This is a genomic window from Allofournierella massiliensis (assembly GCF_964241245.1).
GTDB lineage: Bacteria > Bacillota > Clostridia > Oscillospirales > Ruminococcaceae > Allofournierella > Allofournierella massiliensis.
This window is the reverse complement of the sequence record NZ_CAXSWZ010000005.1, coordinates 47,362-63,530: the sequence shown is the minus strand read 5'-3', so window position 1 is coordinate 63,530 and position 16,169 is coordinate 47,362. Positions and strand designations below refer to the sequence as shown.

General features: G+C 59.7%; 13 protein-coding genes and 1 other RNA gene. 11 read left to right on the top strand and 3 right to left on the bottom strand.

Features of this window, described 5'->3' with window-relative positions; translation table 11 throughout:
* The first annotated feature begins 119 nt into the window (after positions 1 to 119).
* Positions 120 to 404 (top strand): DUF2508 family protein, encoded by a 285-nt coding sequence (locus tag ACESYO_RS04220; protein WP_058967154.1) that lies wholly within the window; start codon positions 120 to 122, stop codon positions 402 to 404.
* Positions 404 to 655 (top strand): pro-sigmaK processing inhibitor BofA family protein, encoded by a 252-nt coding sequence (locus tag ACESYO_RS04215; protein ID WP_058967153.1) that lies wholly within the window; start codon positions 404 to 406, stop codon positions 653 to 655. Before ACESYO_RS04220 ends, ACESYO_RS04215 begins: the two co-directional genes overlap by 1 nt.
* 51 nt (positions 656 to 706) lie before the next feature.
* Here ACESYO_RS04215 and rnpB read toward each other — a convergent pair.
* Positions 707 to 1,044: RNase P RNA component class A (gene rnpB / locus ACESYO_RS04210), an RNA gene on the bottom strand.
* Positions 1,045 to 1,344: 300 nt separating this feature from the next.
* Here rnpB and gdhA point away from each other — a divergent pair.
* The 8 genes from gdhA (at position 1,345) to ACESYO_RS04170 (ending at position 11,773) form a co-directional block, all read left to right on the top strand.
* On the top strand, positions 1,345 to 2,694 hold the full coding sequence (gene gdhA, locus ACESYO_RS04205) for an NADP-specific glutamate dehydrogenase (protein WP_058967152.1): 1,350 nt from the start codon (positions 1,345 to 1,347) through the stop codon (positions 2,692 to 2,694).
* A 117-nt stretch (positions 2,695 to 2,811) separates the two neighbouring features.
* Entirely contained in the window at positions 2,812 to 3,672 is an 861-nt protein-coding gene (locus tag ACESYO_RS04200) for an RluA family pseudouridine synthase (RefSeq protein WP_058967151.1), read from the top strand.
* Positions 3,673 to 3,869: 197 nt separating this feature from the next.
* Positions 3,870 to 5,666, top strand: coding sequence for a peptidoglycan DD-metalloendopeptidase family protein (locus tag ACESYO_RS04195; RefSeq protein WP_373209410.1), 1,797 nt, complete (start codon positions 3,870 to 3,872; stop codon positions 5,664 to 5,666).
* A gap of 139 nt (positions 5,667 to 5,805) precedes the next feature.
* Complete coding sequence (locus ACESYO_RS04190) at positions 5,806 to 7,629, top strand: peptidoglycan DD-metalloendopeptidase family protein (RefSeq protein WP_373209409.1); 1,824 nt, start codon at positions 5,806 to 5,808, stop codon at positions 7,627 to 7,629.
* Positions 7,630 to 7,959: 330 nt separating this feature from the next.
* Positions 7,960 to 9,243 carry a UDP-N-acetylglucosamine 1-carboxyvinyltransferase gene (locus tag ACESYO_RS04185; protein WP_058967148.1) on the top strand — a complete coding sequence of 428 codons (1,284 nt, stop codon included), beginning with the start codon at positions 7,960 to 7,962 and terminating at the stop codon, positions 9,241 to 9,243.
* A 78-nt stretch (positions 9,244 to 9,321) separates the two neighbouring features.
* Entirely contained in the window at positions 9,322 to 10,110 is a 789-nt protein-coding gene (locus ACESYO_RS04180) for an MBL fold metallo-hydrolase (protein WP_058967147.1), read from the top strand.
* A gap of 3 nt (positions 10,111 to 10,113) precedes the next feature.
* Positions 10,114 to 10,599 (top strand): 23S rRNA (pseudouridine(1915)-N(3))-methyltransferase RlmH, encoded by a 486-nt coding sequence (rlmH, locus tag ACESYO_RS04175; protein WP_058967146.1) that lies wholly within the window; start codon positions 10,114 to 10,116, stop codon positions 10,597 to 10,599.
* Positions 10,600 to 10,744: 145 nt separating this feature from the next.
* Positions 10,745 to 11,773, top strand: a complete 1,029-nt coding sequence (locus ACESYO_RS04170; RefSeq protein WP_373209408.1) for a WG repeat-containing protein — start codon at positions 10,745 to 10,747, stop codon at positions 11,771 to 11,773.
* A 72-nt stretch (positions 11,774 to 11,845) separates the two neighbouring features.
* Here ACESYO_RS04170 and ACESYO_RS04165 read toward each other — a convergent pair whose 3' ends face one another.
* Positions 11,846 to 13,363 carry a 4Fe-4S dicluster domain-containing protein gene (locus tag ACESYO_RS04165; RefSeq protein ID WP_058967242.1) on the bottom strand — a complete coding sequence of 506 codons (1,518 nt, stop codon included), beginning with the start codon at positions 13,361 to 13,363 and terminating at the stop codon, positions 11,846 to 11,848.
* 138 nt (positions 13,364 to 13,501) lie between these two features.
* On the bottom strand, positions 13,502 to 14,797 hold the full coding sequence (gene mtaB / locus ACESYO_RS04160; RefSeq protein ID WP_373209407.1) for a tRNA (N(6)-L-threonylcarbamoyladenosine(37)-C(2))-methylthiotransferase MtaB: 1,296 nt from the start codon (positions 14,795 to 14,797) through the stop codon (positions 13,502 to 13,504).
* A gap of 167 nt (positions 14,798 to 14,964) precedes the next feature.
* On the opposite strand from mtaB, the gene ACESYO_RS04155 reads away from it, so the two are divergent.
* Positions 14,965 to 16,137, top strand: a complete 1,173-nt coding sequence (locus tag ACESYO_RS04155; protein ID WP_373209406.1) for a D-alanyl-D-alanine carboxypeptidase family protein — start codon at positions 14,965 to 14,967, stop codon at positions 16,135 to 16,137.
* Positions 16,138 to 16,169: the final 32 nt, after the last annotated feature.

Genomic DNA, 16,169 nt, shown 5'->3' with positions numbered 1-16,169 from the left:
TCAAAGGCAAATGGTGTGGCAGTTCTTTTTTTGTATGAAAACGGAATCAGGGCGTGTATACCGGGCCATACTGGAAGCATATCCATAAACAGGAAGGATTCGAAGGGAGTGGATCGCCAATGATGGAAGCTGCCGCCAAGCGGCCGCCCGCATTGCAGCGGGTAGCCCGCGCCCTGAGCGAGGACCGGCAGGAGCGGCTGGATCGGGAGGCGTGCCAGGTGGTGCCTTTGGAGGAACAGCTGCGCCGCTGCCTGCTTCAGATGCGCCAGAACCAGATGTGCTTTGATCTGGAAACCGAACCGGAGCTGATCGATGCTCTGATCTATGAGTATCAGGCCATTCAAAGCCGCTATCGCTATTACCAGCGCAAGGCCCGGGCCCAGGGGCTGCGGGCCATCCTGTGATGGGGCTGGCCCTGGGGGCGGCGGTGCTGCTGGTTGCGGTGGGCCTTGCGGCCGGGCGCAGCCGCAAGCCGGTGCGTATGGCGTTCAGCGCGGCGCTTACCGGAATGGGCGCGCTGGGGGCGGTGAATCTGCTGGCCCCCCTCACCGGCGTGAGCCTGGCGCTGAACTGGGCCACCAGCTTCATGGCGGTGGTGCTGGGCGCACCGGGGGTAATTACGCTGCTTCTGCTGGACCTGCTTCTGGGGCTTTGAACATCAAAAAGGGCGTGTTTCCCGTTTGAGGAAACACGCCCTTTTTGATAGAAAACGACCGGACCGTAAGCCGGGTTCTGTATTAAACGACAATCTGTCTAGACCCTGCGTTGCCGCAGGGTTCATGCCACCTCCGGGGCGCGCGGGGAGCGCTGTATGCCCCATACGGGTGTTGCTTCTGGTAGGGTTTACATAGCCGCAAAGTCGCCAGTGCGCTGGTGAGCTCTTACCTCGCCTTTCCATCCTTACCGCAAAAAGCGGCGGTTTCTTTCTGTTGCACTATCCCTGGGGTCACCCCCGGCTGCCGTTAGCAGTTACCATTCCCCTGTGAAGCCCGGACTTTCCTCAGAACGAACGCAATGCCGCCCCGCTGCCGTATGTTCCACTCGTTTTCCGTTCCATATTGTAGCATACAATGGCCCCTGCGTGCAAGTCTGATCGGAAAACCGTCCCCTTTTGGGAAAAGTATGACTGATTCGCCAAAACAATTTGTTAAAATGCACAAAAAGTATTGGCGCTACGGCCTGAAAAAACTGCCTGGGTGGGAAAAGTTTTTTCTTGCAAACACTTTAATACGGTTTTATAATAAAATGCGTAGCAATGGAGCAGGGATTTTACCCTGATTGCTTCAGGCAATAGATTTCGATTCGTTGCGAATAATGATGATCGTTTGAAAGGGGAAGTACGTTATGTTCAAAAACGATTACCTGGCCCGTGTATATGCACAGGTGGAAGCCCGTAACCCCAATGAGCCTGAGTTCCTGCAGGCCGTGCGCGAGGTTCTGGAAAGCCTGCAGACTCTGGTGGAAAAGCACCCGGAATACGAGAAAAACGGTGTGCTGGAGCGCCTGGTCGAGCCTGAGCGTTTTATCCAGTTCCGTGTATCCTGGGTGGACGATGCCGGCAAGATTCGGGTGAACCGTGGCTTCCGCGTTCAGTTCAACAGCGCCATCGGCCCCTACAAGGGCGGCCTGCGCCTGCATCCCAGTGTGAACGCTTCGGTCATCAAGTTCCTGGGCTTCGAGCAGACATTCAAGAACAGCCTGACCGGCCTGCCCATGGGTGGCGGCAAGGGCGGTTCCGACTTTGACCCCAAGGGCAAGAGCGATGCCGAGATCATGCGCTTCTGCCAGAGCTTCATGACCGAGCTGAGCAAGCACATCGGTCAGTTCACCGACGTTCCCGCCGGTGATATCGGCGTGGGCGGCCGTGAGATCGGCTACCTGTACGGCCAGTACAAGCGCCTGCGCAACGAGTTCACCGGTGTGCTCACCGGCAAGGGCCTGAACTGGGGCGGCAGCCTGGCCCGTACCGAAGCCACCGGCTACGGCCTGTGCTACTTCACTCAGGAAGCCCTGCAGTGCATGCGTTCCGACAGCTTCGCCGGCAAGACCGTTGTGATCAGCGGCAGCGGCAATGTTGCCATCTACGCCTGCCAGAAGGCTACCGAGCTGGGCGCCAAGGTGGTTGCCATGAGCGATTCCACCGGCTATGTATACGATCCCAACGGCATTGACCTGGATCTGATGAAGGACATCAAGGAGGTTCGCCGCGCCCGTATTGTGGAGTACGCCAACGCCAAGGAGAGCGCTACCTTCACCGAGGGCTGCAAGGGCATCTGGACCATCCCCTGCGATATCGCTCTGCCCTGCGCCACCCAGAATGAGCTGGACGGCGAGAGCGCCAAGGCTCTGGTTGCCAACGGCTGCACCGTGGTGTGCGAAGGCGCCAACATGCCCAGCACCCCCGAAGCCATCGAGATCTTCCTGGCCAACAACGTGCTGTATGGCCCGGCCAAGGCGGCCAACGCCGGCGGCGTTGCCACCAGCGGCCTGGAGATGAGCCAGAACAGCCTGCGCCTGTCCTGGACCTTCGAAGAGGTGGACGAGCGCCTGAAGAACATCATGAAGGGCATCTTCCACGCTGCCTACGATGCTTCTGTGGCCTGCGACGCCCCCGGCAACCTGATGGTGGGCGCCAACGTGGCCGGCTTCATCAAGGTGGCCGACAGTATGATCGCTCAGGGCATTGCCTACTGATTTACCGCATTTCTTTGGGGTACCCGTTCGGGTACCCCTTTTTGTTTGCCCACATGCAGCGGAAAATGCTATAATGCCAGTACAACAGCAAAACCAACGAAAGAGGGAAACGATCCCATGGAATTGAGCTTTATTGTGCCGCCCCGGTTTGAGGGCGGCTGCCTGCGGGATTTTCTGCGGGCCAGCGGGGTGTCTGCCACGCTGATCAAGGCGGTGAAAAACGAGACCGGCGGCTTCTGGGTGGAGGATGGCCCCGCCCGCACCTGCGATACGGTGCACGCCGGGCAGATGGTCACCTTTGTGCTGCCGCCGGAAAAGCCCACCACTGTGGAGCCGCAGGATATTCCGCTGACCATTGCATACGAGAGCCAGCATGTGATGGTGCTGGAAAAGCCCGCGGGCATGGCGGTGCATCCCACTTTGAATTATGCGGATGGCACGCTGGCCAACGCTTATATGGGCCTTTTGCGGCAGCGGGGGCAGCAGGGCGTGTTCCGGCCGGTGAACCGCATTGACAAGGATACCTCCGGTCTTGTGCTCTGCGCCAAGAATGCCTATGCCGCCCCGCTGTTGGCCAAAGGGGTGAGCAAGGTGTACCGGGCGGTGCTGGAAGGTTGCCCCGATCGAAAGGAGGGGCAGATCGACGCCCCCATTGACCGGGCGCCGGGCAGCATCATCCTGCGCCGGGTCTCCCCGGAGGGCAAGCCCAGCCATACCCGCTATACGGTGGAGGCCGAGAAAAACGGCCTGTGCCTGGTGGCGGCGGTACCGCTTACCGGCCGCACCCACCAGCTGCGAGTACATTTTTCTCATATCGGCTGCCCGCTGGCCGGGGATGAGCTGTATGGCGGCAGCCGGCAGCGCATTGGTCGCCAGGCGCTGCACTGCGCCCGGATGGAATTCACCGAACCGGGTACTCAAAAGACGGTGGTAGTGGAAAGCCCGCTTCCGCCGGATATGCAGCGCCTGATGGAATGAGTGCGTCTACAAAAGAAAAGGAATGGGACGATGTGGCCGGATGGCCGGCATCGCCCCGTTTTGTATGTCCGGGGGCGAAGAAAAGCCAAAATTTGAAAACCCTGTGAAAATGATGATTTGCCGGTTGCTTTTTCTTCTACAAGTTGTCTATAATGATATTGTACAATTTGTAGAAGAAAGGCGGCGGGCGCTTTTTTATGGCACAATGCGTGGAAAACAAAACCCCGAACGGGCAGAAAAACGGCGGAAATCGCTGGCTTGCGGTGCGGGCGGAAGTGATGCGCTTGTGGAAGCGTCTGCGCCACAGCCGTGCTGCGGCGGTACTGGGGCAGTTTCTCTACGACATGGGATTCTGGGGGGAATACACTGCCCGGCGGCTGGTGCGGGAAATCTGGAACGGAGGCTGCTTTCTTGCACGGCACATTGTCTGGATCTGGGCCCGTGCAGCGGGCCTGACAAAGAATATATTGAAGAGCGGCGTTCAGGATTTGACGGCGCCCTTCACCCGCATGGCAAACGGCGCAAAGAATATCCGTGCCCGGGTGCAGGAGGAAAAGCAGGCAGGCACGGCCCACGCGGCCAGGGAGGGCCTGCGGTATTTCGCCTCCGGCGTACACAAATATTTCCCGCTTCTGGGCCGTGCGGTGGCATACGTGCTGCCTCTGGCGGCGCTGGCGGTGTTCGGCTATACGGTACATACCGTGCTGGAATACAACTATGTTCTGGCGGTGGAAGTGAACGGCAGCGTGGTGGGCTATGTGCAGACCGAGCAGGTGTTCGATTCCGCCAAAGATGAGGTGGCCCAGCGTATCAACTACGCGGGAGCGACCGGGGAAGGCTGGACGGTGGAGCCCTCCTACCAGATTGCGGTGGGCGAGAACGTGATGGACGAAAACCAGATGGCAGCAGCCATTCTGGAAAGCTCCAGCGATGAGATTCAGAACGCCACCGGTCTGTATGTGAACGACGAGCTGGTGGCGGTGACCGCCGACGGCGATCGTTTGCGGGAAGAGCTGGACAGTATGACCGCGCCTTACAAGGAACCGGACAATCCGAACCTGACGGTGGAGTTCAATAAGGACGTGCGCTGTGAGGACAGCATCTATTTCACCAGCACCATTGTGCCGGTGGACAAGGTCATCGAAAAGCTGCACGGTGAGGAACAGGGAGCGGTCTACTACACCATCCAGTCGGGCGATACCCCCTGGACTGTGGCTGGCAGCTTTGGCATCAGCGTGGACGAGCTGCAGGCCCAGAACCCGGAACGGGATTTTTCCTCCAGCTCCGGCTTCCCGGTGGGCGCCCAGCTGACCATCAGCCAGGCGATGCCTTATCTGCAGGTGAAACGCACGCTGGCGAGTACTTATCAGGAGACCATTCCGTACAGCACGGAGGAGCAGCAGGACCCCACCCTGCCCATGGGTACGGTGCAGGTGGTACAGGAAGGGGCAGAAGGCCTTGCCGAGGTGACGCAGCAGCAGGTGTTTTACGGTGACTCCGATACCCCCAGCGAGACCTCGATCATCGACCGGGTTGTGGTGCAGGAGCCGGTGAACCGCATCGTGGCCATGGGGCAGTACGTCCCAGCGGAAAACATTGCCTATCTTCCCGACGGCAGCACCCTGATCTGGCCGGTGCCCGGCTATCGGGGCATCAGCCGGTGGATGATCGGCTCCAGCGGACAGATTCACGGCGGCGTGGATATCCGTGCAGCGGCAGGTACCGACATTCTGGCTGCAGCCGGGGGACTGGTGAAAATTGCCGGGTATCATCCCAGCTATGGTAACTATGTAGTCATCAGCCATGGAAATGGGTATGAAACCCTGTATGCTCATGCCACCCGGCTTGCGGTGCGGGCCGGGCAGACCGTGACCCAGGGGCAGGTAATTGCCTATGTGGGCAATACCGGAAATTCCTTTGGATATCATTGCCATTTCGAGATTAAGCGGAACGGCACACGCCAGCAGCCGCGGGATTATTTCCCAAACAAATGATGGATTATTTGTGCAGAATTTTCCACCGGATTTGAAAGGAGTGTGAAAAAAACTGCCAAATCCTTGCCCAATTGACCCCTTTCGCGCTATAATGAGGGATGTATAAAAGCAAGGAAGGAGGGCGGTCAGGCTGGCGATTTTGGAAAAGACCCCGGAAACGGAAGAAAAGAATAACCAACAAGAGCAGCAGACCGGCTCCCCCTCTCCCGGAAAAGGCCCGGGCAGATGGGAAGCGATCAAACAGAAAATTCTGCAAAAGGCTGGCCCCTGGATTGAGCGGGCCAAACGGCACCCGGAAACAGCAGTGCTGGGGCAGTTTTTATATAACGTAGGCTTTTGGGGCGAATATACTGCCCGGCGTCTGATCCGCTTTGTGTGGAACTGTATCCGGCAGTTGGGCGAACGGGTTACCTGGATCTGGAACCAGGTGGCAGGCCATGTGAAGAGTGCGCTGAAAACCGGTGCGCAGGATCTTACGGCGCCGTTCACCCGCATGGCAAACGGCGCAAAGAATATCCGCGCCCGGGTGCAGGAGGAAAAACAGGCAGGCACGGCCCATGCGGCCAAGGAGGGCCTGCGGTATTTTGCCTCCGGCGTACACAAATATTTCCCGCTTCTGGGCCGTGCGGTGGCATACGTGCTGCCGGTGGCGGCGCTGGCGGTGTTCGGCTATACGGTACATACCGTGCTGGAATACAACTATGTTCTGGCGGTGGAAGTGAACGGCAGCGTGGTGGGCTATGTGCAGACCGAGCAGGTGTTCGACTCCGCCAAGGATGAGGTGGCCCAGCGTATCAACTACGCGGGCACGGATCGGGAAGGCTGGACGGTGGAGCCTTCCTACCAGATTGCGGTGGGCGAAGACGTGATGGACGAAAACCAGATGGCGGCAGCCATTCTGGAAAGCTCCAGCGATGAGATCCAGAATGCCACCGGTGTCTATGTGAACGACGAGCTGATTGCAGTGATCACGGAAGGGGATGTGCTGCAGCAGGATCTGGACAGCATGATTGCACCCTATGAGGATCCGGATAATCCGAATCTGACTGTGGAGTTCACCAAGGACATCCGGCTGGAAAACAGCCTCTATTTCACCGATACCATCGTACCGGTGAGCGAGATCATCGACAAGTTCCACGGCGAAGAGCAGGGGGCTGTGTATTATACCATCCAGTCGGGTGATACCCCCTGGACTGTTGCAGGCAGCTTCGGCATCAGCGTGGACGAGCTGCAGGCCCAGAATCCGAATCTGGACTTCAATTCCAGCTCCGGTTTCCCGGTGGGCGGTCAGCTGACCATCAGCCAGGCGATGCCCTATCTGCAGGTAAAGCGCACACTGGTGAGCACCTATCAGGAGACCATTCCGTACAGCACGGAGGAGCAGGAGGACGAGAATCTGGCCTTCGGCACCACCAAAATCGTGCAGGAGGGTGCAGAAGGTCTGGCCGAAGTAACCCAGCAGCAGGTGTTCTATGGCGATTCCTCCACGCCCAGCGAAACCACCATCATCGACCGGGTGGTGGTGCAGGAGCCGGTGACCAAGATCATTGCCAAGGGCAAGAAGCTGGCCAACGGTGACCTGGCCAGCACCGGCAGCGGTACGCTGATGTGGCCTGTGCCTGGATACAGCTATGTGAGCCGCTGGATGAGCAGTTACCACAAGGGCGCGGATATCTGTGCCCCCTATGGTACCCCCATCTATGCGGCAGACAGCGGCGTGGTTACCACGGCCGGCTATCATTACAGCTACGGTAACTATGTAATCATCAACCACGGCAACGGCTACCAGACTCTGTACGCGCATGCCAGCCGGCTGAACGTACATGTGGGCCAGGCGGTAAGTCAGGGTGATGTGATCGCTTACGTGGGTTCCACCGGCAACTCCACCGGTAACCACTGCCACTTCGAGGTGTATGTGAACGGTGTGCGCCGCTCCGCCCGCGAGTGGTTCCCCTACAAATAAGTGGAAAACCGGTTGAAAACCCGCAAAAAGGCTTGCGCTAAGCCGAAAAAACTGCTATGATAAACCTCGGACTTTCCCGGGCAGTGCCTGGAAAAGTCCGAGGTTTTTTCTGTGAACGGGTTATTTTGACCGCTTTTTTTTTCAGGAAAAAACGATTGTTGACCAATCAGACAAAAACGGCCGGGCCCATGCGGTTTATCCGCGCATAGAGGTTACAAATTGCGTAAATACTACTCTCAAACCTTTCATTTCGCGGGGATCCGGTGTATAATATAACAGTTGTGATGCAGTTGAAGCAGAACGCCTCAAAGCGCGCAAAGGAGAGTTATCGTGGAGAAATTTGTTATCAACGGGGGTAAGCCCCTTCAGGGCGAAGTGACCATCAGCGGTGCGAAGAACGCGGTGGTAGCCATTCTGCCCGCCACCATCCTGGCAGCCGATAAATGTGTGATCGAGAACGTGCCCGCCATCAGCGATGTGGCCGTCTCGCTGGAGATCCTCACCGCCCTGGGCGCAAAGGTGCGGATGCTCAATAAAAATACCTATGAGATCGACACCACCCACATCAACAGCACCGAGGTGCCGGACGATCTGTCCCGTCAGATGCGGGCGAGTTACTATTTCCTGGGCGCGTTGCTGGGCCGTTTCGGCTCCGGCCAGGTTGCCATGCCCGGCGGCTGCAACCTGGGGCCCCGCCCCATTGATCAGCACCTGAAGGCCTTCAGCGCCCTGGGTGCAGGCGATTCGGTGGAATACGGCATGATCAAGGTGAGCGGCAGCCCCCTGAAGGGCGCGCACGTGTTCTTTGATAATGTGTCGGTGGGCGCTACCATGAACGCCATGCTCAGCGCCGTGCTGGCCGAGGGTCAGACTGTGCTGGAGAACGTGGCCAAGGAGCCCCATATCGTGGATCTGGCCAATTTCCTGAACATGATGGGCGCCGACGTGCGCGGCGCGGGCACCGATGTGATTCGTATCCGCGGCAAAAAGAGCATGCACGGCTGCACCTATTCCATCATTCCCGACCAGATCGAGGCCGGCAGCTACATGGTGGCCGCCGCCATCACCGGGGGCAATGTGCTGATTAAGAATGTGATCCCCAAGCATCTGGAGCCCATCACCGCGAAGATGGAGCTGGCGGGCGTTACCGTGGAGGAGTATGACGACTCCATCCGGGTATGCCGCACCGGCGATCTGATGCCGCTGAAGATTAAGACCATGCCCCATCCGGGCTTCCCCACCGATATGCAGCCCCTGATGACCGTGCTGCTCACCACCGCCAAGGGCACTTCCATCGTGACCGAGGGCATCTGGGAGAATCGCTTCCGCTATGTGGATGAGCTGGTGCGCATGGGCGCCAACATCCAGGTGGACGGTCAGGTGGCTGTGATTGAGGGCGTGCCCGAGCTGCAGCCTGCTCCTCTGCGTGCGTCCGACCTGCGGGCAGGCGCTGCGCTGGTCATGGCCGCGCTGAGCGCCAAAGGCACCAGCGAGGTGTCGGAGATCGCGCACATCGAGCGCGGCTACGAGGATCTGGTGGAAAAGCTGCAGGGTCTGGGCGCAGACATCCGCCGGGTGGAAAAGCCCGCCGCCGGTCTGCCGCAGGCGCTGTGATCACACTCTGATCGAAGATGATAAAAAGGCCGCGGAGCTGCGTTTTCCGCGGTCTTTTGTATACATATAGGAGAATTCATGGCATTTTTTACTTCTCTTTATTCCGGTTCCTCCGGAAACTGCTCGGTGGTGCGCTGCGAGGGCAAGTATCTGCTGATTGACATGGGCAAAAGCTGCCGCACCACTTTGAACGCCCTCAAGGAGATGGGGTTGGCTGTGGCCGATATGCAGGGCATCCTGGTGACTCACGAGCACTCGGATCATATTCAGGGCCTGCGGGTGTTTTTGAAGCATTATAATGTGCCGGTCTACGGCTGCAGTGCCACGCTGGACAACCTGCTGGATATGGAGCTGGTGCCTCCGGCAGCGGAGCTGATTGCCATCGAGGGCAGGCCGGAGGAAATCGGCGGCTTTGTGGTGGAGGCGTTCCCCACCAGCCACGATGTGCCCTGCTGCGGCTACCGCATCCGCACGCCGGACGGCGGGGTCATGGCCATTGCCACCGACCTGGGCGTGCTCACGCCCCAGGTGCATCAGGCGCTGGCCGGGGTGAAGCTGGCGGCGCTGGAATCCAACTACGACCGCAACTGCCTGATGATGGGGTCTTACCCTTATCATCTGAAACGGCGCATCCAGTCCGACCGGGGTCATCTGGACAACGCGGAATGCGCCGCCAAGGTGTTGGAACTGTTGCAGGATGGCTGCGAAAAAATTGCGCTGTGCCACCTGAGCAGGGAGAACAACACCCCCGAGCTGGCGCTGGCCACAGTGCGGGAAGCGATTTTGTGCGCGGGGCTTGTGCCCGGCGAGAACGTGGTGATTCAGGCGCAGAAGCGCAACGAACCCAGCGACTGGATGGAGTTTTGAGTTATGCAAAAGATTGATCTGATCTGCATCGGCAAGCTGAACGCGAGCTATTTTGCCGCGGGCGTTGCCGAATATCAAAAACGGCTGGGGGCCTTCTGCGAGTTCCGTATCATCGAGCTGCCGGAAGAGACCATCAGCGAGAAGAACGCCAGCCAGGCGGTGATCGACAAGGCGCTGGAAAAGGAGGGCCGGGCGATTCTGGCCAACCTGCGCAAGGGCGCTGCATTGGTGGCGCTGTGCGTGGAGGGCAAGCTGATCTCCAGTGAGGAGCTGGCGGCAGCCATCGCGGATCGGGCCATGAGCGGCGCGGGGGATATGACCTTTGTAATCGGCTCCTCCCACGGACTGGCCCCCATGGTAAAGCAGGCGGCAGCCATGAAAATCAGCCTGGGGCGGATCACGCTGCCCCACCAGCTGGCCCGTCTGGTGCTTACCGAGCAGCTGTATCGTGCGTTCGCCATCAACAACCATATCAAGTACCACAAGTAATACAAATGGCCTGCCGGAACCGGCAGGCCGCTTTGCGTTTTGAAAGCTTCTGTTTTTGAAAAATTCACAGTTTCGTGGTACAATAACGAAAACCCGGCCCGCGCTGCAAAGGCGCGCAGGGCCAGAACAGAGAGGAGAATTCCCCTTGAATAAAAAATGGATTGCCGCCGCGCTGGCGGTGTGCCTGGCGGTGAGTTTTACCGCCTGCAAAAAGTCGAATGATGGCTATGATGTGACCGAAATCGGCCCGGAAAAGACCAGCGCACCCTCCACGGCGCAGCCTCAGCCCAGTGCGGAGCCCACCGCAACCCCGAAACCGCAGGCCGGCTTTGTGGTTGGGCCGGTGAAGGACATTGACATCGTTGCTTCGCTGTCGGATTACTCCGCGCCTTCGCAGACTCAGCTGAGCCTGGAGGAGCGGGAGCAGCTGGCCTTCTTTACTCAGAACGGGAAAACCGGCGTGATCGACCTGAAAGGCAACATTGTGATTCCGGCGGAAAAGGACGTCCACTGGTGCCCGGTGTGCGGCATCACCAACGAAGGGGAGACCGAAATCTATAACGCCAAGGGCGAGGTGATTGGCTCCGGCGGGCATGGCGCGTTTGAAATGCCGATGTACTACGACAAAACATCCGGCGGCCTGTATGTGGCCGATACAGGAACGCTGATTCCCTGGGATTCCACGATGGTGAACACATTGGAGCCGATGATCGTAACGGTCACGACCACCACCTCCACGACGACAGAGGACGCGAATTGGAAGGGGTACAGCCTGAAGGATGAGTCCAACCCGGTCCTGCTGAGTGAAGGGGAAGGCTACAGACTGTTCAAGCCGGATGGTACGGCCCTGAACGATCAGGTGTATGAAGAGATCCAGCGGGCCAGCACCGGTACCTTTGCGGTGAAGCAGAACGGGCTGTGGGGCTATGTGAATCAGGAGACCGGCGAAGAGATGGTTCCCTGCCAGTATCTGGAAGCCTTGCCCTTCAACGGCGACCGGGCCGCAGTGAAGGCCGAAAGCGGCTGGGGCTACATCAGCCTGACCGGCCGCCAGAAAACCAGCATGGAGTTTCTGGGAGCGGCCAGTGCGGCGGACGAGTCTACTGCCTGGGTACGCACTGCTGAGGGCTGGGGTGTGGTCAATCTGAGCGATTACCCGGTGAAGGCAAACTGACGCAATAAACAAAAAGAAAAACCCCGGTGGGAGTTTCCCACCGGGGTTTTGTGCATTTGAACGGAAATGTGATCAGTTCAGGAAAGCCAGATCGTTTTCGTAGGGGCTCTCCACCGAAGTTTCGATGGGAGCTTCCTTCTTGTACTTGGCCAGAGCGGCAGCAGCCTTCACGGGATCGGCCAGAGTACCGGCGCCGCCCATGCAGCCGCCGGGGCAGCCCATTCCCTCCAGCAGGTAGCCGTTGTACTTGCCGGCCTTGGCCATCATGAGCAGCTTTTTGCACTCGGCCAGGCCCTGGGCGCTGGCAACCTTGACTTCGCGGTCCGGATCCAGCTTCTTGATGGCGTTCGCAACAGCCTGGGCAACACCGCCGCTCACCGCGAAACCGCGGCCATCGGCAGAAGCCTTGTTGAAGTCGTCGGCGGGATCCACTTCCAGATTGTCGAAGTCCACTTCACGGGCTTCAAACATGCCCATCAGCTCTTCAAAGGTGAGCACAAAGTCCACGTCGCTGCGGATGGTGCGGCGGCTGGCTTCCAGCTTCTTGGCGGCGCAGGGGCCAACAAAGACCACCTTGCAGTCCTTGCCGTGATGCTTCTTTACCAGACGGGCAGTCAGCACCATGGGGGTCAGGGCCATGCTGATGTAGTCGGCCATCTCGGGGAAAAGCTTCTTGGCCATCACGCTCCAGCTGGGGCAGCAGCTGGTGGCCATGAAGGGCTGATGCTCGGGAACCTCACGCATAAAGTCCTTGGCTTCCTCGATGGTGCACAGGTCGGCGCCCACGGCAACCTCGAAGGTGTCCGCAAAGCCCAGCTGACGCATGGCGGCCTTCAGCTTGCCCACGGTCAGGCCGGGGAACTGGCTTACAAAGGCGGGAGCCATGATGGCGTATACACGGTCGCCCTGACGAATGCTCTGAATCAGCTGGAAGATCTGGCCCTTGTCCACAATGGCACCGAAGGGGCAGTTCACCAGGCACATGCCGCAGGAAACACACTTGTCCTGATCGATCTGAGCGCGGCCCAGATCATCGGAGTGGATGGCGTTCATGCCGCAGGCAGCGGCGCAGGGGCGCTCCATCTTCACGATGGCGTGGTAGGGGCACACATCCACACACTTGCCGCACTTGATGCACTTGTCCTGATCGATTACGGTCTGGCCGCCGGGGGTGAAGGTCAGAGCCTCCTTGGGGCACACATCCACGCAGGGGTGGGCCAGGCAGCCACGGCAGAGGTTGGTCACTTCCACCTTCTTTTCGGGGCAGGCATTGCAGGCGAACTTGATGATGTTCACCAGCGGGGGATCGTAGTACTTCTGAGCGATCACGCTGTTTTCGATGCCGGCGTTGGTGGGCGCCTGCTCATCCATGGGGCGCAGGGGCAGGCCCATGGCCAGACGGATGCGCTCGGAAACGATGGCGCGCTCCAGGAAAATGCTGTTGCGGAAGCTGTTAACCTCACCCGGAATAATTTTGTAGGGCAGGCGGGAAACTTCCTGTGCGTAGTTCTGACCCTCATAAGAGAGACGGGCCACTTCGGTAAAGACCCGGCGACGGATCTCGGTAACCGAGGTGTAGATACCGCGCATGTTGCTCATAATCACATAACTCCTTCCAAAATGCGTTGGGGTTCGCATACAATAAAAATATAACATACTCATCCCAATGGGGCAAGCGCCACAGCGGGCAAGTAGTGAGAAGAAAGCAGATATTTTTTGTGCACCCGGTCAGGGCTGCACCGCAGTTGCCCGGCAGCGTTCGCCATCCCACTCGCCCAGGCGGCAGGGGAGGATCTGGCCGGCCGCTGCGCCGGGGGCGCTGACCACCACCGGCAGATACAGCCGTGTGTAGCCGGTGAACAGATTTGTGCTGAGGGGCTTTTCCAGAAGCACGGTATCCACCGTACCGGTCAGCTCGTTGGCCAGGCGGCCGCGTACCTCATCCGCCGCGGTTTGCAGAATGTGCACCCGGCGGGCCTTTTCCTCTTCGGGAATCTGGTCCGGGAAGGTGGCGGCGGGAGTGCCCTCGCGGCGGGAGTAGGGGAACACATGCACCTTCAAAAATTCGATTTCCTGCACAAAACGAACGCTTTCGGCAAATTCCTCCTCGGTCTCGCCGGGGAAGCCCACGATCACGTCGGTGGTGAAGCTGCATGCGCCGTTATAGGCCGCACGGAGTTTTCTGACCACGGCGGCGTATTCCTCGGCGGTGTAGACCCGGCGCATCCGACGCAAAGTTGCGGTGCAGCCGCTTTGCAGCGAAAGATGGAACTGGGGGCAGAACTTTTCGGTGCGGGCCATGCGGGCGATGTCCTCGTCGCTGAGCAGGTCCGGCTCCAGGCTGCCCAGGCGGATGCGCTCGATGCCCTTTACCTGTGCGCTGTGCTCGATGAGCTCGATCAGGTTGGTGCCGGTGTCCTGCCCGTAGCTGGGCAGGTTGATGCCGCTGAACACCACTTCCTTGTATCCGGCGGCGGCCAGTGCCTCCAGCTCCCGGATGATGCTGGCCTCACTGCGGCTGCGCACCCGACCCCGGGCGCGGGGAATCACGCAGTAGGCGCACTGGCGGTTGCAGCCGTCCTGCACCTTGATAAAGGCCCGGGTATGGCCCTCGAACCGCTCCATGGGCAGCTCCTCAAAGGCCTCGCCCTTTTCATGAGCGGCGATGTCCACCACCCGTTCGCCCTCCAGCGCGCGGGCCACATTGTTCAGGATGGCGTGCCGGTTGGCGTTGCCCATCACCACATCCGCCTCCATGACTGCGGCGGCTTCCTCGGGGAAGGCCTGCGGGTAGCAGCCGGTGAGCACGGTGACCGCGCCGGGATACTGGCGCTTGGCCCGCCGCAGCCACTGGCGGCTTTTTTTATCGCCCCCGGCGGTGACGGTGCAGCTGTTCACCACAAATACGTCGGCCTCCTCGTCGGGGCCGGCCAGAGTGTATCCGTTCTGACGGAAAAGCTGGGCAAGCGCGCCGGTCTCGTTCTGATTGACCTTGCAGCCCAGCGTGTAAAAACTTACGCGCATGGATTCGCTCCTTTTTCTTAAGGGAAATACTTCTCTTATATTATAGGGGAGAATGGCAAAAAGGCAAGCGGGGCGGGCATATTCCGGCGAAGCGGAACATAGAGTTGAACGAATGAACAACGCCCGCGGGCCGGCGAAAAGACCCCGGGAAGAAGGGTGGAGGTTTTATGGCAAAACGACGGGCGGCTGCGCTGGTTCTGGCGGCGGTGCTGCTTGTGGGGCTGGCCCTGCCGGCCCATGCGCAGGAGGTGCAGGCAGGGCGGTTCGCGCTGGGGCAGTTTGACGTGCCCTGCCGGGCGGCGATCCTGATTGATCAGGAAAGCGGCACCGTGCTGTATGAAAAGGAGGCGGATAGCCGGATGCCCATCGCCTCCATCACCAAGGTGATGACCCTGCTTCTGGTGATGGAGGGGCTGGAGGAGGGCCGCTTTACACTGGAGGACACGGTGCCGGTGACTGAGCACGCATACAGTATGGGCGGCAGCCAGATCTGGCTGGAACCGGGTGAGCAGTTCACTGTGGACGAGATGCTCCGGGCGGTCTGCGTGGCCAGCGCCAACGATGCGGCAGTGGCGCTGGCCGAGATGGTGGGCGGCAGCGAGCCGGTGTTTGTGGAGCAGATGAACCGGAAGGCGGCCCAGCTGGGTATGACCGGCACCACCTTCAAAAATGCCTGCGGGCTGGATGAGGAGGGCCATCTCTCCACCGCCCGGGATGTGGCCATCATGAGCCGGGAGATGCTGAACCGTCACCCGCAGATCCTGAATTATACCGGCATCTGGACGGACAGCCTGCGCGATGGCCAGACCCAGCTGGTGAACACCAACAAGCTGATGCGGCGCTATCAGGGAATCACCGGGCTGAAAACCGGAACCACCGGCGGGGCGGGAGTCTGCCTTTCCGCCAGTGCCACCCGGGACGGTCTGTCGCTGATCGCGGTGGTGTTGGGCGCGTCCAGCAGCGCCGAGCGGTTCGATGCTGCCACCGCGCTGCTGGATTACGGCTTTGCCAATTTCACCCGGGTCGAGGCCCCCGCGCCGGAAAATGCACCCTCATTCCTGCCGGTGAATGGCGGCGCGCAGGAAACCGTGGCGCTGAATTACCAGACGCCGGGCACGATTCTGCTGCAAAAGGGAGAGAAAGGGGGACTGAGGGCAGAGCTTGAACTGACCGAGAACGCAGAAGCCCCGGTGGCTGTGGGTGACGAGGTGGGCCGGGTGACAGTGTATGTTGGCGAAACCGGGCTGGGAAGCTGGCCGGTGACCGCTGCGGCCGATGTGCCGGCTCTGAGCTGGAAGTTGGCCATGGAACGGCTGTGGCAGGGCCTTCTGGCACATTGAGAAAATATGCGGTAAAAGGCAGCCCGGAAAGA